The organism is Rhizobium sp. 10N414, assembly GCF_056394785.1.
In genome coordinates, this window is the sequence record NZ_JBFTIN010000023.1 from 43490 (window position 1) to 69092 (window position 25603).

The 25603-nt window shown below is 60.7% G+C and carries 23 protein-coding genes; 5 read left to right on the forward strand and 18 right to left on the reverse strand.

Features of this window, described 5'->3' with window-relative positions:
• Window positions 1-3 precede the first annotated feature (3 nt).
• Together AC1DE4_RS20030 and AC1DE4_RS20035 are read left to right on the forward strand one after the other, a co-directional pair.
• Window positions 4-3294 carry an efflux RND transporter permease subunit gene (locus tag AC1DE4_RS20030; protein ID WP_477882670.1) on the forward strand — a complete coding sequence of 1097 codons (3291 nt, stop codon included), beginning with the start codon at window positions 4-6 and terminating at the stop codon, window positions 3292-3294.
• Window positions 3295-3437: 143 nt separating this feature from the next.
• Window positions 3438-4118, forward strand: coding sequence for a Crp/Fnr family transcriptional regulator (locus AC1DE4_RS20035; RefSeq protein ID WP_018116916.1), 681 nt, complete (start codon window positions 3438-3440; stop codon window positions 4116-4118).
• Here AC1DE4_RS20035 and ureG read toward each other — a convergent pair whose 3' ends face one another.
• The 17 genes from ureG to urtA form a co-directional block, all read right to left on the reverse strand.
• Complete coding sequence (gene ureG / locus AC1DE4_RS20040) at window positions 4119-4730, reverse strand: urease accessory protein UreG (RefSeq protein ID WP_025660122.1); 612 nt, start codon at window positions 4728-4730, stop codon at window positions 4119-4121.
• A 101-nt stretch (window positions 4731-4831) separates the two neighbouring features.
• Complete coding sequence (locus AC1DE4_RS20045; RefSeq protein WP_018858240.1) at window positions 4832-5503, reverse strand: urease accessory protein UreF; 672 nt, start codon at window positions 5501-5503, stop codon at window positions 4832-4834.
• Window positions 5504-5509: 6 nt separating this feature from the next.
• Window positions 5510-5992, reverse strand: coding sequence for an urease accessory protein UreE (ureE, locus tag AC1DE4_RS20050; RefSeq protein ID WP_018858239.1), 483 nt, complete (start codon window positions 5990-5992; stop codon window positions 5510-5512).
• Window positions 5993-6365: 373 nt separating this feature from the next.
• On the reverse strand, window positions 6366-7745 hold the full coding sequence (locus AC1DE4_RS20055; protein ID WP_477882673.1) for an adenylate/guanylate cyclase domain-containing protein: 1380 nt from the start codon (window positions 7743-7745) through the stop codon (window positions 6366-6368).
• Between the two features lie 210 nt (window positions 7746-7955).
• Window positions 7956-8807 (reverse strand): GGDEF domain-containing protein, encoded by an 852-nt coding sequence (locus AC1DE4_RS20060; protein ID WP_037216195.1) that lies wholly within the window; start codon window positions 8805-8807, stop codon window positions 7956-7958.
• A gap of 340 nt (window positions 8808-9147) precedes the next feature.
• Window positions 9148-10857: an urease subunit alpha gene (gene ureC, locus AC1DE4_RS20065; protein ID WP_169683556.1), complete on the reverse strand. Its 1710-nt coding sequence runs from the start codon at window positions 10855-10857 to the stop codon at window positions 9148-9150.
• Between the two features lie 3 nt (window positions 10858-10860).
• Window positions 10861-11484 (reverse strand): hypothetical protein, encoded by a 624-nt coding sequence (locus AC1DE4_RS20070; protein WP_026371926.1) that lies wholly within the window; start codon window positions 11482-11484, stop codon window positions 10861-10863.
• 16 nt (window positions 11485-11500) lie between these two features.
• A complete protein-coding gene (locus AC1DE4_RS20075; protein ID WP_169683558.1) occupies window positions 11501-11911 on the reverse strand; it encodes a lysozyme inhibitor LprI family protein in 411 nt (136 codons plus the stop codon).
• 19 nt (window positions 11912-11930) lie between these two features.
• Window positions 11931-12236 carry an urease subunit beta gene (locus tag AC1DE4_RS20080; RefSeq protein WP_018858233.1) on the reverse strand — a complete coding sequence of 102 codons (306 nt, stop codon included), beginning with the start codon at window positions 12234-12236 and terminating at the stop codon, window positions 11931-11933.
• Window positions 12237-12246: 10 nt separating this feature from the next.
• The gene (locus AC1DE4_RS20085; RefSeq protein ID WP_018858232.1) at window positions 12247-12501 is read right to left on the reverse strand and encodes a DUF1272 domain-containing protein; all 255 of its coding nucleotides are present in this window, start codon (window positions 12499-12501) and stop codon (window positions 12247-12249) included.
• A gap of 7 nt (window positions 12502-12508) precedes the next feature.
• The gene (locus AC1DE4_RS20090; protein ID WP_018858231.1) at window positions 12509-12811 is read right to left on the reverse strand and encodes an urease subunit gamma; all 303 of its coding nucleotides are present in this window, start codon (window positions 12809-12811) and stop codon (window positions 12509-12511) included.
• Between the two features lie 20 nt (window positions 12812-12831).
• Window positions 12832-13653 (reverse strand): urease accessory protein UreD, encoded by an 822-nt coding sequence (locus tag AC1DE4_RS20095; RefSeq protein ID WP_169683560.1) that lies wholly within the window; start codon window positions 13651-13653, stop codon window positions 12832-12834.
• 180 nt (window positions 13654-13833) lie between these two features.
• On the reverse strand, window positions 13834-14529 hold the full coding sequence (urtE, locus tag AC1DE4_RS20100) for an urea ABC transporter ATP-binding subunit UrtE (protein WP_018858229.1): 696 nt from the start codon (window positions 14527-14529) through the stop codon (window positions 13834-13836).
• A gap of 1 nt (window position 14530) precedes the next feature.
• The gene (gene urtD, locus AC1DE4_RS20105) at window positions 14531-15286 is read right to left on the reverse strand and encodes an urea ABC transporter ATP-binding protein UrtD (RefSeq protein WP_169683562.1); all 756 of its coding nucleotides are present in this window, start codon (window positions 15284-15286) and stop codon (window positions 14531-14533) included.
• Between the two features lie 6 nt (window positions 15287-15292).
• Window positions 15293-16456, reverse strand: coding sequence for an urea ABC transporter permease subunit UrtC (urtC, locus tag AC1DE4_RS20110; RefSeq protein ID WP_113470934.1), 1164 nt, complete (start codon window positions 16454-16456; stop codon window positions 15293-15295).
• Window positions 16453-18072: an urea ABC transporter permease subunit UrtB gene (urtB, locus tag AC1DE4_RS20115; RefSeq protein WP_169683564.1), complete on the reverse strand. Its 1620-nt coding sequence runs from the start codon at window positions 18070-18072 to the stop codon at window positions 16453-16455. Before urtB ends, urtC begins: the two co-directional genes overlap by 4 nt.
• Before the next feature lie 193 nt (window positions 18073-18265).
• A complete protein-coding gene (gene urtA / locus AC1DE4_RS20120) occupies window positions 18266-19558 on the reverse strand; it encodes an urea ABC transporter substrate-binding protein (protein ID WP_018858225.1) in 1293 nt (430 codons plus the stop codon).
• Between the two features lie 217 nt (window positions 19559-19775).
• On the opposite strand from urtA, the gene AC1DE4_RS20125 reads away from it, so the two are divergent.
• Genes AC1DE4_RS20125 through AC1DE4_RS20135 form a run of 3 tightly spaced genes read left to right on the forward strand, consistent with a single transcriptional unit; the run spans window position 19776 to window position 24503 of the window.
• Window positions 19776-23162, forward strand: coding sequence for a hybrid sensor histidine kinase/response regulator (locus AC1DE4_RS20125; RefSeq protein ID WP_169683566.1), 3387 nt, complete (start codon window positions 19776-19778; stop codon window positions 23160-23162).
• Complete coding sequence (locus tag AC1DE4_RS20130; protein WP_018858223.1) at window positions 23155-24066, forward strand: response regulator; 912 nt, start codon at window positions 23155-23157, stop codon at window positions 24064-24066. Before AC1DE4_RS20125 ends, AC1DE4_RS20130 begins: the two co-directional genes overlap by 8 nt.
• A 26-nt stretch (window positions 24067-24092) precedes the next feature.
• Entirely contained in the window at window positions 24093-24503 is a 411-nt protein-coding gene (locus AC1DE4_RS20135) for an N-acetyltransferase family protein (protein WP_477882679.1), read from the forward strand.
• Window positions 24504-24530: 27 nt separating this feature from the next.
• Here AC1DE4_RS20135 and AC1DE4_RS20140 read toward each other — a convergent pair whose 3' ends face one another.
• A complete protein-coding gene (locus AC1DE4_RS20140) occupies window positions 24531-25502 on the reverse strand; it encodes a 2-hydroxyacid dehydrogenase (protein ID WP_018858221.1) in 972 nt (323 codons plus the stop codon).
• Between the last annotated feature and the right edge of the window lie 101 nt (window positions 25503-25603).

Sequence of the window (25603 nt, forward strand, 5' to 3'; positions counted from 1 at the left end):
CCGATGAACTTTTCAGCCTGGTCTATCCGAAATCCCGTCGCCTCGCTTCTGGCGTTCGCACTTCTTCTTTTCGTCGGCATCCAGTCCTTCAATAGGCTGCCGATCACGCGGTTTCCGAACATTGACGTTCCGCTCGTCTCCATCGTCGTAACGCAGAGCGGCGCTTCGCCGGCCGAGCTCGAGATGCAGGTGACGAAGGAGATCGAGGATGCCGTCGCCAGTATCAACGGCATCGATGAAATCCAATCGACGGTGACGGACGGCCAGTCGCAGACGGTCGTCATGTTCCGCATGGAAGTGCCGACCGAGCAGGCCGTTCAGGACACCAAGGACGCGATCGACCGCATCCGCAGCGACCTGCCTGCCAACGTCGAAGAACCGATCGTCTCGAAGATCGACGTCGAGGGTCAGGCGATCCAGACCTTTGCCGTCTCCTCCCCCGACATGACGCTCGAAGAGCTCTCCTGGTTCGTCGATGATACGGTCAAGCGCGCCTTGCAGGGGCAGGCCGGCATCGGCCGTGTCGACCGTTACGGCGGTGCAGACCGCGAAGTGCGTATCGAGCTCAATCCCGACAAGCTGAACGCCCACGGCATTACCGCGGCAAGCGTGAACCAACAACTGCGCGGCACCAACGTCGACCTCGGCTCCGGCCGTGGCCAGGTGGCAGGCAGCGAACAGGCGATCCGTGTGCTCGGCGACGCCCGCAATGTCGCCGAACTTGCCAACACCACGATCGCATTGCCAAACGGCCGCTTCGTCAAGGTTTCCGATCTCGGCGTCATCAAGGACACCTATCAGGAGCCGAAATCCTTCTCGCGCTTCGATGACACCCCTGTCGTGACCTTCGGCGTCTTCCGCTCGAAGGGTGCCAGTGAGGTCAGCGTCGCCGAAACCGTGGCAAAGAGCCTCGACAAGGTGCGTGCGGAAAACCCGAACGTCGGCATCGAGCTGATCAGCGACTCCGTTTATTTCACCTATGGCAACTATGAAGCGGCCATCGATACGCTGATCGAGGGCGCGCTGCTTGCGATCATCGTTGTCTTCCTCTTCCTCCGGAACTGGCGTGCAACGCTTATCTCGGCCATCGCGCTGCCGTTGTCGGCGATCCCGACTTTCTGGATCATGGACCTGATGGGTTTCTCGCTGAACCTTGTCAGCTTCCTTGCCCTGACGCTCGCGACCGGTATTCTCGTCGATGACGCGATCGTCGAGATCGAGAACATCGCCCGACATATCAAGATGGGCAAGACGCCCTACCGAGCGGCGATCGAGGCGGCAGACGAAATTGGCCTCGCGGTTATCGCGACGACCTTCACGATCATCGCCGTGTTCGTGCCGGTGTCGTTCATGCCTGGCATCCCCGGTCAGTACTTCATTCAGTTCGGCCTGACAGTTGCCTTCTCGGTGTTCTTCTCGCTCATGGTGGCGCGCCTCATCACGCCGATGATGGCCGCATATCTGATGCGCGCGGAAGACGGCATCGAAGACAATCACGACAACGACGGCCTCTTCTTCCGCGGATATACGCGCCTCGTGCGCGCTACGACCCGCCGGTGGTGGACCCGCTATGCGACACTGATTGCGGCGATCGCCTTCCTTGTCGGCTCCGTGATGTTGCTTGCGCAGGTGCCCGGCAGCTTCCTGCCGCCGGAGGACGCATCGCGCATCGTCCTGTCCGTCGAGCTACCGCCGAATGCGACGCTCGACGACACGGAAGCGACCACGAACGCGATCTACAAGGACGTGAAGGATATCGACGGCGTCGAAAGCGTCTTCGTGCTTGGTGGCGCGTCTCCGAAGGGCGACCTCGAACTGCGCCGTGCGACGGTAACGCTCACGCTCCACAAGCTTGACCAGAGGCTTTTAAAGAAGCTGGACGACATGCTCGTTAAGGTCCCGGTCATTGGATCCTATCTGCCCGAGGTGGAACCGAAGGGACGCGTTCGTCCGCAGTGGGATATCGAAAAGGAGGTCTTTGCCAAACTCCATGATATCCCAGACGTTCGCATCCTGAAGCTCAACGATCGCGGCGAACGTGACCTGTCGTTCAACTTCCTCTCCAAGAACGAGAAGGATCTGAACGATGCTGTCGGTATCCTGGAAGCGAAACTGCGAGCCGATCCGCTGCTCGCGAACGTCAGCGCCGAAGGCGCCCTGCCCCGTCCGGAACTCCAGATCCGTCCGCGCAAGGATCAGGCGGCTCGCCTCGGCATCACGCCGCAGCAGATCTCCGAAACCATCCGCGTTGCCACCATCGGCGATATTGATGCGGCGCTCGCCAAGATCAACCTTGACGATCGCCAGATCCCGATCCGCGTGCAGGCCTCGCTCGACATGCGTCGCGATCTTGCCGCCTTGCGGGCAATGAAGATCCAGACGGCAAGCGGCAGTACCGTACCGCTCTCCACTGTCGCCGATATCGACTATTCGGAAGGCGTCAGCTCGATCAAGCGCAACAACCGCTACCGCGTCGTATCGATCGGCTCGGACCTGCCGCAGGGCGTGGCGCTCGACACTGCCTCGGCACGGTTCCGCCAGATCGTCAAGGAAGCCAACATTCCGCCGACGGTACAGCTTGCCGAAAGTGGCGACACGAAGGTGCAGACCGAAATGCAGCAGAGCTTCGTCAACGCCATGTTGATGGGCCTGATGCTGGTGCTGACGGTGCTGATCCTCCTCTTCAAGGACGTGATCCAGCCCTTCACCATCCTGTTCTCGCTGCCGCTTGCGATCGGCGGCGTGGCAGTCGGGCTGCTGGTCACCCAGAATCCGCTCTCGATGCCCGTGATGATCGGCATCCTGATGCTGATGGGCATCGTGACGAAGAACGCGATCCTGCTCGTCGACTTCGCCATCGAGATGCGTCATCGCGGCATGGAGCGTGTCGAAGCCATGGTCGAGGCAGGTCGCAAGCGCGCCCGGCCGATCATCATGACGTCTATTGCCATGTCAGCAGGTATGCTGCCATCAGCGCTCGGCGTCGGCGAAGGCGGTTCGTTCCGTGCGCCGATGGCGATTGCGGTGATCGGCGGCATTATCGTGTCGACCGTGCTTTCGCTGGTCGTCGTGCCTTCGTTCTTCCTGATCATGGACGATCTGTCCCGCTTGCTTGCCTGGATGTTCGGTCGTCTCGTGGGCAAGAAGGACAAGGAAGATCTGGCCATGTCCCGCGAAGAACTCACACAAGCGCTGGGTGCGCTCGAGGGCCGGGTAACGGCAATCGAGACCCCGGAAAGCAAGCGCGGCAAATCTGGCAATGTCGTACGCCTGCCGCCGTTCGCGGCAGAGTAGCTGCTCGAGCCAAGAGCCGGGGCAACACCCCGGCTTTTTATTAGCTGACATTTGATCAAGCTCAAGTTCTGAACCGCGTCTCCCGGTTATCCTTCCAAGTATCAGGTAGGGAACGGCACCCGCCGCGCCACAGGGAGAAACAGATGTCCGGAGCTTTTAAACTGAGCAGCGCGCAGCAGGCGATGCTTGGCGGTGCGTTGATCACCTCCAACCTTGACCGACACGAGCGAGACGCTCTGCTGTCCTGCGCGGTGGCGGTGCGCTACGGTCCACAGGATGTTCTCTTCCGTGAACACGAGAAGGCGCACTACTTCTATTGCGTGCTAAGTGGCTACGTCAGGCTCTATCGCGGCTCTGAGGAACGCGAAGCGGATGTCAGCATCTGCGAGCCGGGCGACAGCTTCGGTGAATGCCTGGTGCTTGCCGGCGACGCATACAATTATAGCGCACAGGCGATGGAGCACGTCATCCTCGCCCGCTTTGATCTCGCTGAGGTCAAGGCGTTGCTCGCTCAACACCCGCGGATTGGCAGCGCGATCGCGCGCAGCCTCTCGCGGCATTTGCTGTCGACCATGGAGTGTCTGGCGCGCGATCGCATGCAGACCAGCCAGCAGCGCGTCGCCCACTATCTGCTGACGCATTGTACGAGTGAGGGTGCGCGGGCTTCCCTGCGCCTGCCGTTCCAAAAGCGCCTGCTGGCACGAAAGCTCGGCCTTGCGCCGGAAGCGCTGTCACGTGCCTTCTCCGCCTTGCGCACATCAGGCGTACGCGTCAGCGGCCGCGCCATCGCGATCGAGGATGTCAACGCGCTGAGGCAGGTTTGACTACAGGCCGCCATGTTCCTTCAGGAAGCTGACGATGGAGCTAACGCCATCGCCACGCTTCATGTCGGAGAATACGAAGGGGCGTGCCTGGCGCATCCGTGTCGCGTCGCGGTCCATGACCTCGAGGTCCGCGCCGACATAGGGAGCCAGATCCTTCTTGTTGATGACGAGAAGGTCCGATTTGGTAATGCCTGGGCCACCCTTGCGCGGGATTTCCTCGCCCTGGCAAACCGAGATGACGTAGATCGTGATATCAGCCAGATCAGGGGAGAAGGTGGCGGCCAGATTGTCACCGCCCGACTCGATGAAAACTACATCGAGATCGGGAATCCGCTCATTCAGGCCCGCGATGGCCTGCAGATTGATCGTCGCGTCCTCACGGATCGCCGTGTGCGGGCAACCGCCGGTCTCCACGCCAACGATCCGATCCGATGGCAAAGCTTGCATGCGCATGAGCGCCTCGGCATCCTCGGTCGTGTAGATGTCGTTCGTGACGACAGCCACCGAATAGTCGTCGCGCATGGCCTTGCAGAGCTTCTCGGTCAGCGCCGTCTTGCCGGAGCCGACCGGCCCACCGATGCCCACGCGCAAGGGTCCGTTTCCTGATTTCATATTCTGAACTCCAATAACGGCCGATGATAGCGTGCCGCCTGAAGGGCGACCACCGGCAAATGACGCAGGTCGCGACGGCTGGCCGCGCGTCTGCGGACAAGTCACGATCGAAAGAGCCTGGTCGACTGCGTTTCATGGCGCAGCGACATGATGTCGGCCTGGATGGTCGCCGATCCGAGATCGTCGAGTGTTGAAGCTGCCGCCCGTTTCACAACCGAGGTTATGTCGCCTTCAAGCCGCGACAGAATGGCAACGCCATCCTTCTGCCCGGCCACGCCGAGACGGATACCTGCGGAAACTGCCTGCGAGAGATAGGCATGCAGGAATGCCGCAATCGCCTTCTCCAACGCCACCCCATGGGCACCCGCCACGGCACCGATCGCCACCGGGTAGGCCACATGTCGCGGCAATCGATCGAAAACCTCGTCTGGCCACGCACCGGCGGCGGACAGGAACGCATCGCCGAGCAGCATCGTCTCCTGATGACGCTCGCGCGAGCCGGCAAGCGCTTCGGCGAGCTCCGCCAGTTCGCCGAGCCGCTCCGACTGTCGGTGACAGCGGTGGCTCTCGGCAAGGAGAACCACGTCGTTCCATACAGGCCCACGCTCCATCAGGTTCGACGCCCACGCAGTAAGCGAATGAGCATCGGGGACCAGCCGATCATGAACGGCGCGCTCCAGACCGCCTGAATAGGCGAAGGACCCGACGGGGAAAGCTGGCGACAGCCAGGTCATCATCCTCAACAACGCCTGCAGGTCGGCATCATCAGTCATATCGGATCAGTCGTGCGAGTGATGATGATGCGCTTGGTCATGACCGTGCGCATGGCCATGTGAATGATACGCACCGCGTGCCGGCTGGAACGGCTCTGCAACTTCGCGGATCGTCGCACCGAGCCCTTCGAGCATGGAGCGGATCACATGATCACGAAGGATAAGGATGCGGTCTTCCTCGATCTGGGCGCCGAGATGCCGATTGCCGAGATGCCACGCGAGCTCGATCAGGTGCACGCGATCCCTGCCCCTCACCTCGAAGAGCTTCTCGTCTGCGGCTACAATTTCGATGAGCTCGCCATCCTCGAGAACCAACATATCACCACTGGCAAAAAGCACCGGCTCCTTGAGGTCGAGCATGACCATCTCGCCGTTGTCGAGGTGAAGCAGCTTTCGCCGCAAATGCCTCAGGTCGTGCGGCAAAACCACTTTTCCGATGGGGTTCGAGGAAGGCGTGCCCGCAGGCAGGTAGGAAGTAACGCGTTGCATGACGTGTCCAATTCGCTTGAGACTGCGACCATGCAAAATAGCCTGATGCGATGCAAGAAGGAACCTGCCGGAAAGGCATATGCAGCAGATGTTTGCGCCCGGAATTCCTATGCAGTTCCTACAAAGGCACAGAGAAGTTTTGAAAGCGCGTCCTGGTCGCGATAGGGAAAAGTGTTTCGCACAAGCTCAGGTCCGAGTGCGGGCTGAAGGCTCAAGGCCTCAGTCTGGTACTGCCGACGTCGAACTTCGTCACCGTGCAGGGCATAGGCCGCAGCAAGCAAGATAAGCGTTCGCCACGACCTCCATGGAATGTTCTCAAAATCCTCAATTGCAGAACCAAAGCGGCCCTGGTGGAGTCGGATAATTCCCCTGATCACCCAGAACCACACCGGGGGATATTTTGCCAACCTGAAGCATTCACCGATTTCGGCGTCCGCTTGTTCCAGGTCGCCGAGGTAGTGGAGCATTTCCGCGTGATCGGCGCGAATCTGCAGATCGCTGGGCGCAAGGTCGCGCGCCTTGCCATAATGCGATCTGGCCCCGTCGTAGTCGCGTGAAAGCAGATGGACCAGCGCTGCCGCATAGTGGGAAAGGGCGTCATTGTTGTCGATACGCAAGGCGATCCGTACGATCTCGTCGGCGCGGCGCAGGTGCTCGAAGTCGCCTGTTTGGGCAAAACTGTAAGTCGGGCAATGGCATAGCTGGCCTGGGCATAAATCATCCCCGGATCCAGTTCCGTTGCCCTCAAGAAGAAAACCTCTGCCTCGGGAAGCATATGCTTGCTATCAAGCATCCTGCCATAGAGGAAGTTTTCGTCGGCCGACCAGGACGACTGTGGTTTCTTGGCGATCATCTCGGATGCTGCAAGCAGCACCTTGTCCTGAACCAGCGAGCCTATCTCCGCCGCCACCAGTTCAACGACATCGAAATGGTAACTTTCCGGAAGATCGAAAGCTCGCGACCACATCACAGGCGTGACGTTCGTATGCAGGAATTTGGCGTTTACCCGGAACGGGCCTGCGCCATGAATACCAATCTTGACCGTGTAGTCATACGGGCGAGTGGCATGTCCATCCAGTGCGGCGGAAGCGGATCCAACACGCGAGACATCGAGCCAACGCTGCTCGGTAAGAAGGTCTTCAAGGGAGGATACAACCAGTTCCGCCAAGTCCAGCTGCTGCGGGGCCGTTGACGGCGTGGCGGTGATTCTAACTGCGGTCTTTGCGATTGCTCCGTCAGCAGGGCGCGGTCGCTCCTCTTCCACGAAACCGTTGTAACGTGGCTGCCAGTGCCAAACGCGCACGGGTCGATCGATATTCTTTAGAACCCTTTCGCCGCCATCCACAAAATCCGTCCCAGTCCTCTTGGCGATCTGGTGATAGACGCCATCGGTGATGCTTATGCCGCCGGGGAATGCGCTTGCTTCAATGCGAGAGGCAACGTTCACTCCGTCGCCGAATAAGTCGGTACCATCGACCAAAACATCGGCCAGATTGATTCCAATGCGAAGAATTAGGCGCGACCCTTCCGGCTGGCGCATAAGTTCGCCCTGGATTGCAATCGCGCACTCCACTGCACCGTTCACGGAATCAAATACGGCCAAGGTGCCGTCGCCCATGAGTTTGAAAACCCTGCCGCCTTCGCGCTCGACATTCGGCCTTATCAGCTCTTCCTGCATCGCTTTGACTGAAGCTAGCGTCGCCTCCTCGTCAGCCTCCATGAGACGAGAATAGCCGACTACGTCGGTGGCCATGATTGCTGCCAGCCGTCGCTTGAGGGGCGTCCTTGCCATAAGCTCTCCAAGTAACCAGCGATCGCATGAGTGACAATGACAAGCGTAACACAGAACGACGCGGCGAAGCATGATTTCCGCCGTCGCGTGGGATCAACGAGGCCGCGTGGCGCTTATCCGCCGGCTCCAACTTGTCGTTGCAGGCATTCGCTGTGTAATTCCGCGAATTCGTCAGGCCAGCCGCGCCTCATCGCAATCCATGTTCATTGCGTGCGCGGCCACGGCCTCCTCCGGCAAACGTCTGCGCCAACCAGGATGCAGCCCGTCATTCTCATGCACCACGCGATTTCGACCGAGCGCCTTTGCCAGGTAGAGCGCCTTGTCGGCCGCCGAATAAACAGCCTCGTTGCTCCGTGCGGGCTCGAACTCCGCAATACCGGCCGACACAGTCAGTGCGACCACGCAATCGTCGGCAACGACCGGATGCCCGGCCAGGCGGGCGCAGACCGACTGCACTCTCTCGATCCGCTGCTCTTGTGAGCCACCGACAACGATCGCGCCGAACTCTTCACCGCCCAGCCTCGCCGCGACGGAGTGCCCGCCGAAGGCAGCCGCGAGGATGGCGGAGACCGCCACGATGACGGAATCGCCGCAGGCATGGCCGAAGCGATCGTTTATGGCCTTGAACCGGTCGACGTCGAAGATCGCGAGACAGGCATTTCCATCGACCTGCTCCAATGCCTCTGTAAAGGCACGTCGGTTGAGAAGACCTGAAAGCACATCGGTGCGGCTCAACTGCTCGAACTCCGCGCGCGAGACGCTGAGCTGGTGCATCGCGTGACCGGCTATCAGCGACAGCACGCTTGAGACCGCCCCGCCAATAAGCCACGACAGTAACACGCCGTAGACAACACCATGAGCGAGCGGAACAGGCATCAGTCCCGCCCAGTCGAGCGGCGGCAATAGCAGGACAATGACGATCGACGAGAGCGTCACCGCAAGGAAGCTCATCTTGAGAGCAAACACATAAATTGCGCGGCGATCACGAAAATCGCCAAGCTCCGCCTGGAGTGAAATTCTCATGCGAATCGACCTTCTTGCCCGCCGCTAGGCACATTGCTTAGAGGTCACCTCCTGCTGAGTTCTTAAGTGAACTGTTAAAGTTCGAACGAGTTTGGTGAATTGAGCGGCGGTTGAAAGCTGCCCAAAAACGTGACGCTTTCCGCGATCAATCATCCAGCGAGGTTTGAAGCGTAACAATTTGTTTTTACTTGTGTTTTATAACCACCAACAAGGAGAATGTCCTATTACGGAAGGAACGCCTCAAGGTGGAACATACAAAAATAAAAAACAACCCACAGGAGACTCAGTCTTAACGCGCGGCTTTAGGAGCCGCCACCTCGCATGCGGCCGCCCCAAACACTCAAAACAAGAAATAGCGTTGCGCCATCGGCAGGACGGTGGCCGGCTCGCAGGTCAGCAACTCGCCATCAGCCCGCACCTCATAGGTCTCCGGATCGACCTCGATGTGCGGCGTCAGGCTGTTGTGAATCATCGACGCCTTGGAAAGGCCGCCGCGGGTGTTCTTCACAGCGACAAGATTTTTAGCGACGCCGAGACGGCTCTTCAGACCCGCATCGAGCGACGCTTGCGAGACGAAGGTGACAGACGAACTGGTTCGCAGCTTGCCGTGGGCGGCAAACATCGGCCGGTAATGCATCGGCTGCGGCGTCGGGATCGAAGCATTCGGATCTCCCATGGGAGCCGCAGCAATCGAACCGCCGAGCAATACCATCTCAGGCTTGACGCCGAAGAAGGCAGGGTTCCACAGAACCAGATCGGCGCGCTTGCCGACTTCGATCGAGCCGATTTCGTGTGAAAGACCTTGCGCGATCGCCGGGTTGATCGTGTATTTCGCAATATAGCGGCGGACGCGGAAGTTGTCGTTCTCGCCCTTCTCTTCCTTCAGGCGGCCGCGCTGACGCTTCATCTTGTCGGCAGTCTGCCAAGTACGGATTGCTACCTCCCCGACACGACCCATGGCCTGGCTGTCGGACGAAATGATCGAGAAGGCGCCGATGTCATGCAGGATGTCTTCCGCCGCGATCGTCTCCTTGCGGATGCGGCTTTCGGCAAATGCGATGTCCTCGGGGATAGACGGTGACAGATGGTGGCAGACCATCAGCATGTCGAGATGCTCGGCGACGGTATTGACCGTGTAGGGCCGCGTCGGGTTGGTCGACGACGGGATGACGTTCGACTGACCGCAGATCTTGATAATGTCAGGAGCGTGGCCACCGCCCGCTCCTTCCGTGTGGAAGGCGTGGATGGTGCGGCCCTTAATGGCGCCGATCGTATCCTCGACAAAGCCGCTTTCATTCAGCGTGTCGGTGTGGATCATCACCTGGATGTCATAGTCGTCGGCGACCGAAAGGCAGCAGTCGACCGCAGCCGGCGTCGTGCCCCAGTCCTCGTGGAGCTTCAGCGACGATGCGCCCGCAAGCACCATCTCTTCGAGTGCGGCGGGCAGCGAGGCGTTTCCCTTGCCGGCAAGCGCAAGGTTCATCGGGAAGCCGTCGAAGCTCTCGATCATCCGCTCGATGTGCCAGGCACCGGTGCAGGTCGTGGCGAGCGTGCCATGCGCCGGGCCGGTGCCGCCGCCCAGCATGCAGGTTACGCCCGACATCAGCGCTTCCTCGATCTGCTGCGGGCAGATGTAGTGAATATGCGCATCCATACCGCCGGCAGTGATGATCTTGCCTTCGCCAGCGATCGCCTCGGTCGAGGGGCCGACGATGATGTTGACGCCGGGTTGCGTGTCCGGATTGCCGGCTTTGCCGATCGCCGCGATGCGGCCGTTCTTTAGGCCTATATCGGCCTTGACGACGCCCGTATGGTCGATGATGACGACATTGGTGATGACGGTATCGACAGCACCCTGCGCCCGCGTCGCCTGGCTCTGGCCCATGCCGTCGCGAATGACCTTGCCGCCGCCAAATTTCACCTCTTCGCCATATGTGGTGAAATCCTTCTCGATCTCGATGAAGAGCTCGGTATCGGCAAGGCGCACCTTGTCGCCGGTGGTCGGGCCGAACATGCCGGCATAGGCGGCGCGGGAAATCTTGTAGGGCATATGTCAGGCTCCTTGGGAGGAAGAAAGGGATGCGCTTGCCGGCAGCCGCGTGACGCGGCCAGCGGCGACATAACTATCGACAAGCTGCCGCTCGGCAGCAAAAGGATGCCATTCCCATCCCGCGTGGCCGAAGCCTGCGAGATCGATGGTCGCCTCGGGAAATCTGTTCATCACTTCTGATATCACGATCATGCCGCTGCTCGGCACGACGTAGGGCGCCGGGTGGTAGGCAGCCAGCGCCTCGTCCACCGCTTCATGAATCACTTTGTCAACGACCACATGCATCTTGCCAACATCAGCACAGAACGCATTGAATTGACTCGTGTAGTCGTCGCAGAAATCGTCGAGCTCGGGATGCGATACGGCCAGCGGCGCTCGCAGTTCCGCGAACTTTTGCGGATCGCGCACGCTCCAGATCGCCGCCGCCTCACGCACGGCTGGATGCTCCCGCCACGCCTCGGAAGCAAGCATTGCCTTGCCCGGCCGCCCGGTATTGCAGACGGCGACGACGTCGGTGCGCCCCGGGCTCGCTTCGTAGGAGCGGCATTCGTTAAAGCGGATAACGAACGCAGCATCCGCCACTGCGGCCGCCGCCTGTGCGCCGATCTCTCCGTTGCCGACGACCATGATCCTGCCAACCATGTCAGTTGCCCATCGTCTCTGCGAATTCCTTGAGCTGCTTGGTGCGCGCGTCCGTCAACTCTGCAATGCAGCCTGCTACGAGCATCGGCTCCATCGTGCCGCCACGCGCCTGAAAGCCTGCCGCCTCACACTCCGCATCACGGAAATTCACCCATGCGCGCTGCGCCTTCACCAGTGCCTCTTCGGCACCCCGCATATCCGCATCGAGATCCTTGTCGAGTGCTGCGAGAGCCGCGCGCGTGATCTTGTATTGTGCGTTCAGTGCCTTGTCGGCGGTCTGCTGGCGCGCCTGTTCACAAGCCGTCATGTCAGCTTGCGTGACCGGATTTTTGCAATCAAGATCCTCGGCGTTGGCGCCGAAGGCAAAGACCGTCGCAGCACCGGCGGCCAGAAGGTGCAGGCTCGCACGCATCATCTGCTCCCGGCCCACTCTAGAGCTTGCCCATGACCAGCTGGCGGAAACCGTAGACTTCGCGCTTGCCGGAGAGAGGGATGAGCGTCACCGAGCGCGTCTGACCGGGCTCGAAACGTACGGCCGTGCCGGCCGGGATATCGAGCCGCATGCCGTGTGCCTTCTCCCGATCGAAAGAGAGACCGGCATTCGTTTCCGCGAAATGATAGTGGCTGCCGACCTGCACGGGGCGATCGCCGGTGTTCGAGACCTCAAGCGTCACTGTCGGCGCGCCGACGTTCAGCTCGATGTCGCCGCTTGCGGCAATGATTTCTCCTGGGATCATGATCTTCTCCTCACGCAGCCTTGATGGGCCCGCAGCCCTCGGCTTTCAGAACGCGCTTTGTCGACGCCGGGTACTTGGCAAGCTTGGCAGCGGGGCGCGCCGGGCGGCGCACAAGTTCGCCGCCGCAATTCGGGCAGATGCCGCCGAGAACATCGGCAACGCAATCGGCGCAGAACGTGCATTCGAATGTGCAGATCATTGCCTCAGAACTGTCGGGCGGAAGATCCTTGTCGCAGCATTCGCAATTGGGGCGCAGCTCCAGCATGGGAACCTCAGCGGATCGGTTCGTGGACGGTGACGAGCTTGGTGCCATCAGGAAAGGTTGCCTCGACCTGGACGTCATGGATCATCTCCGCGATGCCTTCCATCACTTGGTCACGGCCGACGACATGAGCCCCCGCCTCCATCAGTTCGGCGACCGGACGCCCGTCACGCGCGCCTTCGACGACGAAATCGGTGATCAACGCGATCGCTTCGGGATGGTTGAGCTTGACGCCCCGTTCCAGCCGCCGCCGCGCGACCATCGCCGCCATCGAAATCAACAGCTTGTCTTTTTCTCTCGGTGTGAGGTTCATCATGCATCCATCTGCTTCAACTAGAGATTCCAGACTTTCGGCACCGGCGCTCCATCGCGCAAGGCCGAAATGATCGGGATGAGAATTTTTCTCAAGGCAAAACCATCGGGCGCTGAAAGGCGCACGACAAGCTTGCCGGCCCAGCTGCTGGCGCCGCCCATATGGCCCTCAAGCAGCGGGCGCACTGCACCGAGGTAGGCTTCGGCGCGCGGCCCGACATACAGCAGCGTTGCAAACGCGACCTTGCCTGACAGCACGGCATCGGCACCGGCGAACATTGCAACATTTCCCTGCAGCGCCAGGTCCTCGGCGTGGCAGAGCCGGCCTGCCTTGCGAATACGCCAGCGGTCGCGAAAGAGGCCGCTCTCCACCGCCTCCCCCATCGCCTTCCGGCCAAGCAGGATGGCCTCGACGGCCAGGAATTCGGCATCATCATCGAGATCAACGTCGAGCTTTCGAAACAGCGATGAACGATCGAACAGGATGGTTTCCTGCGGCAACCAGTCCACCCGGGCGTTTGCGCCCACGGTAATGCTGGTGTTGACCTCAGCCGTTCCTGCCGATGCCTTGTAGATCTTCTCGCAGGCCTGCGTGGTGACGTCGATGCGGGCGCCGGGACCAGCCGCAACGCTCCAGTTCATTCGGTCGCCGCCGGTGAGGCCGCCCGCGGTATTGATGATGACGGCTTCCATGGAGGAATCGAACGTATCCGGAAGCCGGATCTTGCCCGCTCCTTCCTGGTAGAGTTCCTGCAGGCGCGTACGCCCGTCGAGCATCCTCGCAGCCAGATGCCCGCGCCCCTCGGCTCTCTGCGGTCTCGTAGCTGCCCCCGCGTTCGTCATTCCGTCCCTTCCCAATGGACCGCCGGTTGACCCCGGCCGTTTTCATTGAAGTCACTAACTTGCAGAAAGCAAGCAATTCCCGTGCCGCTCCGACACACTCACCACGATCGGACCGGCGGCAACGAGATCCCTCAGAAACTGCCGAGGAAAACAGCATCTGCCCAACAGATTACCACTGGATCATACAGTCAAATGACGACGCGCTTCCGGCGTATCGAGCGTTTCCGCAAGCCCCTCGTGAACGATCTCGCCGCGATCCATGATGTAGACGTAGTCGGCAAGTTCGCGGCAGAAATCGAGATACTGTTCCACCAGCAGGATCGCCATCCCGGCACTGTCGCGCAGATACCGGATTGCCCGGCCGATATCCTTGATGATCGACGGCTGGATGCCCTCGGTCGGCTCGTCGAGCACGAGGATCTTCGGCCGCGTTACCATCGCCCGGCCGATCGCCAGCTGCTGCTGCTGTCCGCCGGAAAGGTCGCCGCCGCGACGTCCAAGCATGGTCTGCAGCACAGGAAACAGGCTGAAGATATCGTCGGGAATATTCTTGCTGCCCCGTGAAAGCGGCGCAAAGCCGGTCTCGAGATTTTCTTTTACCGTCAGCAACGGAAAGATCTCACGCCCCTGCGGCACATAGCCGATGCCCTGCTTGGCGCGCGCATAGGGCGGCAGGCCGTTGAGCCTGGTGTCGTTGAACGTCACCGTTCCCGCCGACAGCGGATGCTGGCCGGTAACGGCGCGGAGAAGAGAACTCTTGCCCACGCCGTTACGCCCCAGCACGCAAGTGATCTTGCCCATTTCCGCCTTGATGGAAATGCCGCGCAGCGCCTGAGCGGCGCCATAGTGAAGGTTTGCATTTTCGACTGTCAGCATCTCAGCGCCCCAGATAATTCTCGATCACCTTCGGATCGGAGCTCACAAAATCGATCGATCCTTCGGCCAGCACCGAACCTTCGGCAAGGCAGGTCACCTTGACGCCGAGATCGCGGATGAAGCCCATGTCATGCTCCACGACGACGACCGAGCGGGTCTTGGCGATCTCCTTGAGGAGGATCGCCGTTTCCGCGGTTTCGGCGTCCGTCATGCCGGCGACCGGCTCATCGATCAACAAAAGCTTCGGTTCCTGCGCCAGAAGCATGCCGATCTCCAGCCACTGCTTCTGGCCGTGCGAGAGGTTGGCGGCGAGTTCGTCGCGCCGATGCGTCAGCCGCACGGTCTCAAGGATCTCCTCGATGCGCGCCCTGTCTTCCGCGGAGAGCCGGTAGAACAGCGTCGAGAAGACATCGCGCTTGCGGTTCAAGGCGAGTTCGAGGTTGTCCCACACCGTGTGACTTTCGAAGACCGTCGGTTTCTGGAACTTGCGACCAATCCCGAGCTGCGCGATGTCTGCCTCGTCGAGTTTGGTGAGATCGGTCTGCCCGTTGAAGAACACCTCGCCTTCATCCGGTCGCGTCTTGCCGGTGATGATGTCCATCATCGTTGTCTTGCCGGCACCATTCGGGCCGATGATGGCCCGAAGTTCGCCGGGCTCGATGACGATCGAGAGCGAGTTCAGTGCCTTGAAGCCGTCGAAGGAAACCGAGACGTTGTTGAGATAGAGAACGCTGTTTGGTTTGACGTCAGGGATCATGATCGCTTACTCCGCCGGCTGGATTTTTGCATCGACACCCTCTTCCTGAAGCGCGGGCGGGATCGCCTCCGTCTTCGGCTTGCGGCGCGTGAAGTACTGGCCGATGGTCCCGACGATCCCCTTTGGCAGGAACAGCGTGACGAGCACGAAGAGACCGCCAAGCGCGAACAGCCAGAACTCGGGGAAAAGGCCCGTGAAGATCGTCTTGCCGCCGTTGACCAGAATGGCGCCGATGATCGGCCCGATCAGCGTCGAGCGTCCGCCGACTGCCGTCCAGATGACCACTTCGATCGAGTTGGCCGGCGCGAATTCGCCGGGGTTGATGATGCCGACCTGCGGCACGTAAAGCGCACCGGCAATGCCCGCCATCATCGCGGAGACGACAAAGGTGAAGAGCTTGAAGTGCTCGACGCGGTAGCCGAGGAAGCGCGTGCGGCTTTCCGCATCACGCACGCCGACCAGCACCTTGCCGAACTTCGAGCGGACGATGGCCGAGGCAATCATGAGCGACAGTGCAAGGAAGATGGCGGTCGCTGCAAACAGCGCAGCACGCGTGCCATCAGCCTGAACGTTGAAGCCGAGAATTTCCTTGAAGTCGGTCATGCCGTTGTTGCCGCCGAAGCCCATGTCGTTTCTGAAGAAGGCTAGCAGCAGCGCGTAGGTCATCGCCTGCGTGATGATCGACAGGTAGACGCCGTTGACGCGTGAGCGGAAGGCGAACCAGCCGAACACGAAGGCCAGCAGTCCCGGCACCAGCAGAACCATCAGCGCCGCGAACCAGAACTTGTCAAAGCCGTACCAGAACCACGGCAATTCCTTCCAGTTCAGGAACACCATGAAATCCGGAAGGATCGGGTCTCCATAGACGCCGCGCGAGCCGATCTGTCGCATCAGATACATGCCCATCGCATAGCCGCCGAGCGCGAAAAAGGCGCCGTGGCCAAGTGAGAGAATGCCGCAGAAGCCCCAGACAAGGTCGAGCGCCAGCGCCAGCAGGGCGTAGGTGAGATACTTGCCGAATAGCGCCATGATATAGGTCGGGATATGCAGCGGATTGGTCGGCGCGGTCATCAGGTTGAGAACCGGCACCAGCACGGCGACTGCAAGCAGAATGACGATCGCAGCGACGATCTTATGGTCGAGAGACCGAAGCAGGAAGGCCGTAATCATGCTTCCACCGCCCTTCCTTTGAGTGCGAAGAGCCCACGCGGACGCTTCTGGATGAACAGAATGATGAGGACGAGCACCAGGATCTTGCCGAGCACGGCGCCGGCGAAGGGCTCGAGGAACTTGTTGAGGACACCGAGCGACAGCGCACCGACGAGCGTGCCCCAGAGATTGCCCACGCCACCGAAGACCACGACCATGAAGCTGTCGATGATGTAGCTCTGCCCGAGGTTAGGCGACACGTTGTCGATCTGGCTGAGCGCGACGCCCGCTATGCCGGCAATGCCGGAGCCGAGCGCGAAGGTGAATGCATCGACCCAGCCGGTGCGGATGCCCATCGACGAGGCCATGCGGCGGTTCTGCGTAACCGCGCGCATCTGCAGGCCGAAGGCCGAGCGCTTCAGGAGAACGAGCAGCGCGAAGAACACAGCCATCGAGAAAACGATGATCCAGAGGCGGTTCCAGGTGATCGAGAGCCCGCCCAGTTCAAATGCGCCGGACATCCAGCTTGGATTGCGCACCTCGCGATTCGTCGGGCCGAAGATCGTGCGAACCGCCTGCTGCAGGATCAGCGACGCGCCCCAGGTGGCGAGCAGCGTTTCGAGCGGCCGGCCATAGAGATAACGGATGACGACCCGCTCGATGACAAGACCGACAAAGCCGGTGAAGACGAAAGCCACCGGCACGGAGAAGGCCAGCGAATAGTTTCCGAGTTCGGGAAATGCGGAGCTGATGTACTCCTGCACGACGTACGTCGTGTAAGCGCCGATCATCACCATTTCGCCATGCGCCATGTTGATGACGCCCATGACGCCGAAGGTAATGGCAAGGCCGATCGCGGCCAGCAGCAGCACCGAGCCAAGCGACAGCCCGTACCAGATGTTCTGCCCGACATCCCAAAGCGCCAGGCTGCGGTTGATCGCGTTGACATGGGTCTGGATAGCACCCTTCAGTTCCTCAGGCGCGGTCGCCATCGCGGAATTCAGGATGGTCAGCGCATCGCGCCCGCCGCGCGCAGCGACCGTATCGATCGCGGCCTTCTTCTCTTCGGCGCTGACATCGCTCTTCAGCACCATGACAGCGCGCGCCGCTTCCATCGCATTTTTGACCTCGGCGTCGTTTTCTTCAGCCAGCGCCGACGTGAGGAGGTCAAGATTTGCCGGATCGGCGTCCTTGAGCAGTCCTTGGGCTGCCGCAAGCCGCGCGCCCCGATCCGCGCTCAGGAGCGTCAGCTGGCTGGTGGCGGTGGCAATCACCGTACGCAGCGAGTTGTTGATCTTGACCTTGGACATATAGTCCGGATCGACGTCGGAAACGACCGCGCCTGATATCGGGTCGGCATAGGTCGGCTCATCCTCGGTGCCGCCCTGCACCAGCACAGGACCGCCGGTCTCGGAATTCACGTAAAGCTGACCATCGCTCAGCAACTGCAGGATCTCGCCGACACGCGGGTCCTTGGAGGCGACCAGTGCCTTGATCGCGGCTTCGCGCTCAGGGAAATCGCCGACGCCAAGCGCATCGATAAGGGGGTGAATGTCTTGCTGTGCCTTGAGCGCGGTCGCAAAAGCCGGCATGGCCAGGCATAGGGTCAAAAGCAAAATCTTGATGGCGCGATACATCGGCTCTCTTGCCTCGGTTATCGTTGGCCTTCCGGCGCAATCGGGAAAAATAAGCCCTTAAATCGGCATCGATCCACCATGGAACCGCCGCCGTCCGAAGCATCAAGGCTGCGCTCCGGAGATGGACCTTCCGCCCGGACAGGAGAGACCGGGCGGAAGTCTTCAGGCGTCAGAGTGACGGGGTGGTTCGCACTCAGGAGCCCTTGCCGCCGCACTTGCCCGAGGCAACGTTGAAGTTGCCGCAGTTCATGGGCTTGCGCCAATCGGAGATCAGGTCCTTGGAGTCCGGCAGGAAGTCGGACCATTCGTCGCCAACGACCGCCGGGGTCTGCTGAACGATTTCGAACTGGCCGTTCGCCTGGATTTCACCGATCAGAACCGGCTTGGTGATGTGGTGGTTCGGCATGACGGTCGCATAGCCGCCCGACAGGTTCGGAACCGTGGTGCCGATGATCGTGTCGAGAACCTTGTCCGTGTCGGTCGTGCCGGCAGCCTGAACAGCCTTAACCCATGCGTTGAAGCCGATATAGGCAGCTTCCATCGGGTCGTTGGTCACGCGCTTGTCGTTCTTGGTGAACTCGTGCCACTGCTTGATGAACTTCTTGTTCGCCGGGCTTTCGACCGACTCGAAGTAGTTCCAGGCAGCGAGGTGACCGACGAGCGGCTTGGTGTCGAGACCGGCAAGCTCTTCTTCACCGACCGAGAAGGCGACGACGGGAATGTCGGTTGCCTTGACGCCCTGGTTGCCGAGTTCCTTGTAGAACGGAACGTTGGCGTCACCGTTGATGGTCGAGACCACCGCCGTCTTCTTGCCGGCCGCGCCGAATTCCTTGATCTTCTTCACTTCCGTCTGCCAGTCGGAGAAGCCGAACGGCGTGTAGTTGATGATGATGTCTTCCTTCGGAATGCCCTTCGAGACGAGATAGGCTTCCAGGATCTTGTTGGTGGTGCGCGGATAGACGTAGTCGGTGCCTTCGAGAACGAAGCGCTTAACGCCTTCCTTTTCCATCAGGTAGTCGACGGCCGGAATCGCCTGCTGGTTCGGAGCGGCACCCGTGTAGAAGATGTTGCGCGAGGACTCTTCGCCTTCATACTGAACCGGGTAGAAGAGGATCGAGTTGAGCTCTTCGAAGACCGGCAGGACCGACTTGCGCGACGAGGACGTCCAGCAACCGAAGACGGCGGCGACCTTGTCCTTTTCGATCAGCTCGCGTGCCTTTTCGGCAAACAGCGGCCAGTCGGAGGCCGGGTCGACGACGACAGCTTCGAGCTTCTTGCCGAGAAGGCCGCCCTTCTTGTTCTGCTCGTCGATGAGCATCAGCATGGCGTCTTTCAGCGTCGTTTCGGAGATCGCCATCGTGCCGGACAGCGAGTGCAGAACGCCGACCTTGATGGTGTCGTCAGCCGCAACGGCTCCGTGGAATGCGGCCGTGGCCGACATGACGGCGCCGAGTGCGGCGCCCGTGATATAGGACTTGAGATTCATCTGGTTGATCCCCTCTTCTTGTTAGACAACAGGCCGAAAACGGAAGTTAACTGTTGCTTAAAGGACTATCCGGTGCTGCACTGCGAAAGCGTATACGTGATATGACGTAGGTGACGGGGCGAAATGTGCAGTTCTGTGCTGCGCCGCACTCTTAAGCCTCGCGTGGTTCCATGTTACGAACGCATGACAAGGGGAACAAAGGGGCTGGCACTAACGCATGGCAGCGCGGCAACGCATCATTCCGGTCAGGCGCGAATACAATCGCTGGGTGGCGAACCAGACGCTGGAGGACTATGCGCTGCGGTTCACCGCCAAGAGCGCCCGGCAGTTCTCCTCGCAGCGCATCTCGCAGACGGCAATCGGTGCCATCTCCTTCCTGGCGCTGGAAGCGATCGGTGGCGCCATCACGCTCTCCTACGGCACGACCAACGCCTTCTACGCCATCATCGTCGCCTCGATCGCCATGCTCGCCATCGGCCTGCCGATCAGCCGCTACGCGATCCGCCACGGCGTCGATATCGACCTGCTGACCCGCGGTGCGAGCTTCGGCTATATCGGCTCCACGGTCACGTCCCTGATCTATGCCAGTTTCACCTTCATGCTGTTTGCGATCGAAGCCTCGATCATGTCCGGCGCGCTGGAGCTGACGCTCGGCATCCCTCTGTGGATCGGCTACATCATCAGCGCCGTCATGGTCATTCCGCTGGTGACGCACGGCGTCCGGCTGATCAGCCGATTCCAGTTGCTGACCCAGCCTTTCTGGATCGTCCTCAATGTCCTGCCCTTCCTCTTCATCGCCGTGATGGACTGGGAGAAATTCGATCTGTGGCGCGCCTTTGCCGGCATTCGCCATGCTTCGGGGCCGCCGGGCACGGTCGCACCTTTCGATCTCGTCGAATTCGGCGCCGCCTCAGCCGTCATATTGGCGCTGATGTCGCAGATCGGCGAACAGGCCGACTTTCTGCGCTTTCTACCCCCGGAGAAGCAGACGAAATGGCGCCACCGCCTCGCGGTCTTCCTCGCCGGCCCAGGCTGGGTGATCATCGGGGCGCCGAAGCTGCTAGCCGGCTCCTTCCTCGTCGTGCTGACGTTCGCGTCCGGCGTGCCGGTTGATCGTGCCGCCGATCCCGCCCAGATGTATCTGACCGCCTTTGGATACATGATCCCCTGGCACAACGCCGCCCTGCTGCTGATGGCTGCCTTCGTGGTCGTATCGCAGTTGAAGATCAATGTGATGAACGCCTATGCAGGCTCGCTCGCCTGGTCGAACTTCTTCTCCCGCCTCACTCATAGCCATCCCGGCCGCGTCATCTGGCTCGTCTTCAACGTGGCGATCGCCCTTCTGCTGATGGAACTTGGCATCTATAGGCTGCTCGAGGAAACGCTCGGCATCTTCTCGATCATCGCCATGGCCTGGCTCTGCACGATCTCGGCGGACCTCTTCATCAACAAGCCGCTCGGCCTTGCGCCTCCCGGCATTGAGTTCAAGCGCGCTCACCTCTACGACATCAACCCCGTCGGCCTCGGCGCCATGACGCTATCGGCCGGCATCGCGCTGGTCGCGCATTTCGGCGTCTTCGGCTCCATCGCAGCCTCCCTCGCGCCTTACATCACGCTTGTTGTCGCGCTGATCGCCTCGCCGCTGATCGCCTGGAGTACGAAGGGCAGGTTCTATCTCGCTCGCAAGCCGCGCCACAGCTGGAAGAACCTTACCAACATCACCTGTTCCGTCTGCGAGCATCCATTCGAGCCTGAAGATATGGCCTGGTGCCCGGCCTATGCGGCACCGATCTGCTCGCTCTGCTGTTCGCTCGACAGCCGCTGCCACGACATGTGCAAGCCGAAGGCGCGCTTCAACGCACAGGTTGGCACGGTCGCCAAGGCAGTACTGCCGGGGAGCGTCGTTGAGAAGCTGACCACACGCCTCGGTCGCTATGGCATCGCCGTCGTGCTCGCCCTGACGGCCGTCGGAACCATCCTCGCGATGATCGCCCATCAGGTTTCCTCGGCGTCACCCGAAACCGCCGACGTCGTCAACGGAACGATCCTGGTAGTCTTCTTCGTCTTCGCGGTGATTGCGGGAGTCGTCTGCTGGTTTTACGTGCTCGCGCATGACAGCCGGGTCGTTGCCGAGGAAGAATCCTCTCGCCAGAATACGCTGCTGCTGAAGGAAATCGCCGCGCACAAGAAGACCGACGCCGCCCTTCAGACCGCCAAGGAAACAGCTGAAGCCGCCAACCGTGCGAAGAGCCGTTATGTCGTCGGCCTTAGTCACGAATTGCGCACGCCGCTGAACGCCGTGCTCGGCTACGCGCAGATTCTCGAACGCGACGAAACCATTCCCACTCCACGACAGTCGTCGATCAAGGTCATCCGCCGCAGCGCCGAGCATCTCTCCGGTCTTATCGACGGTCTCCTCGATATCTCCAAGATCGAAGCCGGGCGCCTGCAGGTCTATTCCAACGAGATCAACATTCAGGATTTCCTGGATCAAATCGTCGACATGTTCCGCCCTCAGGCCCAGGCCAAGGGATTGACGTTCCATCACGACCGCTCACCCGCCCTGCCCCACTTCGTACGCACCGACGAGAAGCGGTTGCGCCAGATCCTCGTCAATCTGCTCTCCAACGCCATCAAGTTCACTGACGAAGGCAGGGTCACCTTCGACGTTGGCTATCGCAGCCAGGTCGCCACCTTCACGGTCAGCGACACCGGTCGCGGCATTGCCGAGAAGGACTTGAGCCGTATCTACGAGCCGTTCCAGCGTGGCGAAGCCGACAGCGTCCGGCCGATGCCGGGCCTTGGCCTCGGTCTGACGATCACGCAGCTTTTGACCAACACGCTGGGCGGCGAAATCTCGGTGAGCAGCGAGAAGGATCGCGGAACGGTCTTCCGCGTTCGCCTCATGCTTTCCGCCGTGCCTCGCGAAATGACGGTCCCGCCACAGGAGAAGAAGATCGTCAGCTACGACGGTCCTCGGCGCACGATCGTCGTCGTGGACGACAATGAGGACCACCGCGAGATGATGCGCGAGGTGCTCGCCCCACTTGATTTCGTCGTGCTGACGGCGGCAAGCGGAGCCGATTGCCTGACTTTGATCGAAGGCATCCAGCCCGATCTCTTCCTGGTCGATATCTCGATGCCGGGCATGAATGGCTGGCAACTCGTTTCGCGCCTGCGCGCGAACGGCCAGACTGCCCCGATCGTCATGCTGTCCGCCAATATCGGCGACGCCGCCGCACACCGCGATAGCGATGACAGCCACAATGATGCCATCGGCAAGCCTGTCGACATCAAGCAACTGCGTGACAAGCTTGCGCTCCATCTGGGTTTGAGGTGGATCTATGCGGAGGCGATCCCGCCCGCCCCCGCCAAGCACGACCGGCCGCTGGTCAGTCCAGGACACTCCCATGTTCAGGAATTGTTGCGGCTCGCCGAAATCGGCTACATCAGAGGCATCGAGGCAAAGCTCGGCGACCTTGCCAAGGTAGAAGCAAATCAGCCATTTACAGAAGAACTTCGCTCCTATGCGGCCTCCTTCGATCTGAACGGCCTCATGAATTTCCTGCACCGTTTTGACGAGAAGGTAGAAACCCTTGGCTGAGCTCCCGCGCGACATTGTTCTGCTGGTGGATGACTCGCCGGAGGCTTTGGGGTTCCTGACCGATGCTCTGGAGCAGTCCGGATTCTCGGTCCTGATCGCCACGTCAGGCTCGGCTGCCCTGAATATTGTGGAGCGCATTACGCCCGATCTCATTCTGCTGGATGCGGTCATGCCCTCCATGGACGGCTTTGAGACTTGTAGGAGACTCAAAGCCAACCCGGCAATCAGCCAGATACCGGTCATCTTCATGACCGGCCTGACAGAAACCGAGCATGTCGTTCGTGCACTCGAATCCGGAGGCGTCGACTACCTGACGAAACCGATCAATATCGACGAGCTGCGAGCGCGGATCGGCGTCCATCTGCGCAACGCCCGTTCCACACAGAGCGCGCGCGTTGCGCTGGACGCTGCCGGCCGACATTTGCTCGCCGTCAAGGGCGACGGCGATATTCATTGGTCAACGCCACAGGCAACACGCCTCGCCAACGCTGCGATGAACCGAGATGATGCCATGGACACGGTGGTCGGCAGGATTGCAGAGTGGATGAAGACCCGCCCGGCCTCGGCGCGCGAGGGCGCGATCTCGCTTTCGCATGCCGGCAAGGACGTGCTTCAGCTGGCCTTCCTGGGCGCGATCGGTCCGGATGAATATCTGTTTCGCCTGACGGCAAACAACGCGCGGGCCGACGACGAGGTGCTGCGCCGGCATTTCTCGCTGACACAGAGGGAATCCGAAGTGTTGTTATGGATTGCGAAAGGCAAGGCCAACCGCGATATCGGCGAGATTCTCGGCCTGTCGGCGCGCACCGTGAACAAGCATCTCGAACAGATCTATGTGAAGCTCGGCGTCGAAAACCGTGCCTCGGCGGCGGTCAAGGCCGCTCATGTCTTGCATGAGACGTGAACGATCTAGAGTCGGAGAGCGCAGCATTGATCCGTAGGGCGACAAATCAGAATATTGCCCGGATCGTCGAAATCCGCGCCGGGGTATCGGAGAACATCCTGTCCGATCCCTCCAAGGTTACCCTGGACGATATCAATTGGTTCATTGCCAATCCCGGCATCTTTGTCGGGGGAGAAAATGGCAAAGTCGCCGGCTTCTCGGCGGCGGACACCCGCGACGGCTTCATCTGGGCATTGTTCGTGGACGAGCAGTACAGCGGTCGCGGGATCGGGCGTGCCCTGCTTGAACGCGCGTGTCAAACGTTGAAATCCGCCGGCTTCGAGCGGATTCGCTTGACGACGGATCCCGCGACGAGAGCCGAAAGGCTTTACCGACGCGCCGGCTGGCGCCTGATCGGCCATCGAGACGGCGAGCTACTCTTCGAACTCAGCCTCTAGCAAAACTCTCGCGGAGGAAGAGGCAGATCAAACAACGCGGTCGGGCGGCGACCGCCCCTCGAAGAAGGCAGTGACGTTGTCCACCACCTTTATCCCCATGGCCGTGCGGGTTTCCTCGGTCGCGCTGCCGAGATGCGGCAGCAGAACAACATTCTCCATGACTTTCAGCGCATCCGGTACGTGCGGCTCGGCCGCATATACGTCGAGCCCGGCACCACGAATGACGCCGTCCTTCAGGGCGGCGATCAAAGCCACCTCGTCAACGACATCGCCGCGTGCAGTATTGATCAGGAAGGCGCCGGGCTTCATTGCCGCAAGTCGACCCACATTCATCAGGTGTCGGTTTACCGCACCACCTGGGCAATGCAGGGACACGAAGTCGGATAGCGCCAATACCTCCTCAATCGTCGGCAATTGCCGTGCCCCGTAGCGCGCCGCTTCCGACGGATCGACCGGTGATCTGTTGTAGAAAACCACGTCCATGCCAAAACCGAAATGGCAACGTTGTGCGAACGCCCTGCCGATGCGCCCGAAGCCGATGATGCCGACGGTTTTGCCGGTGACCTTCGTCCCGATCATGTGCGTCGGGCACCACCCGGCCCACTCGCCGGAGCGGACCTGACGCTCGCCCTCGCCGCCGCGCCGGGCCACTGTCAGTAGCAGCAGCATGGCGATGTCAGCCGTGCAATCGGTCAGCACGTCGGGCGTATTCGTCACGACGATCCCGCGGCCCTTGGCGGCATTGGTGTCGATATGATTGTAGCCGACCCCGAAATTGCCGAGTATGCGCGTGCGCGGCGTCACGACATCGAAAACGGCTGCGGGCAACTTGTCGGAGACCGTCGGCAAGATGGCATCGTACTCATCCATCGCTTGGCGCAATGCCTCCACGCTCATCGCTTCATCGCGCAGGTTCAATGTTACATCGAACCGTTCCGAAAGGATGCGTTCGACGGCTGACGGCCAGCGGCGCGTAACGAGAATGCGTGGTTTGGACATGGTGACCTGTTCCGAATGCTGGTTGGCTTTCTAGCCAGTAGCCCAAAAAGCCCGATGGGCCAAACAGAAGAAGCCCGGTCTTGCGACCGGGCTTCCAAATT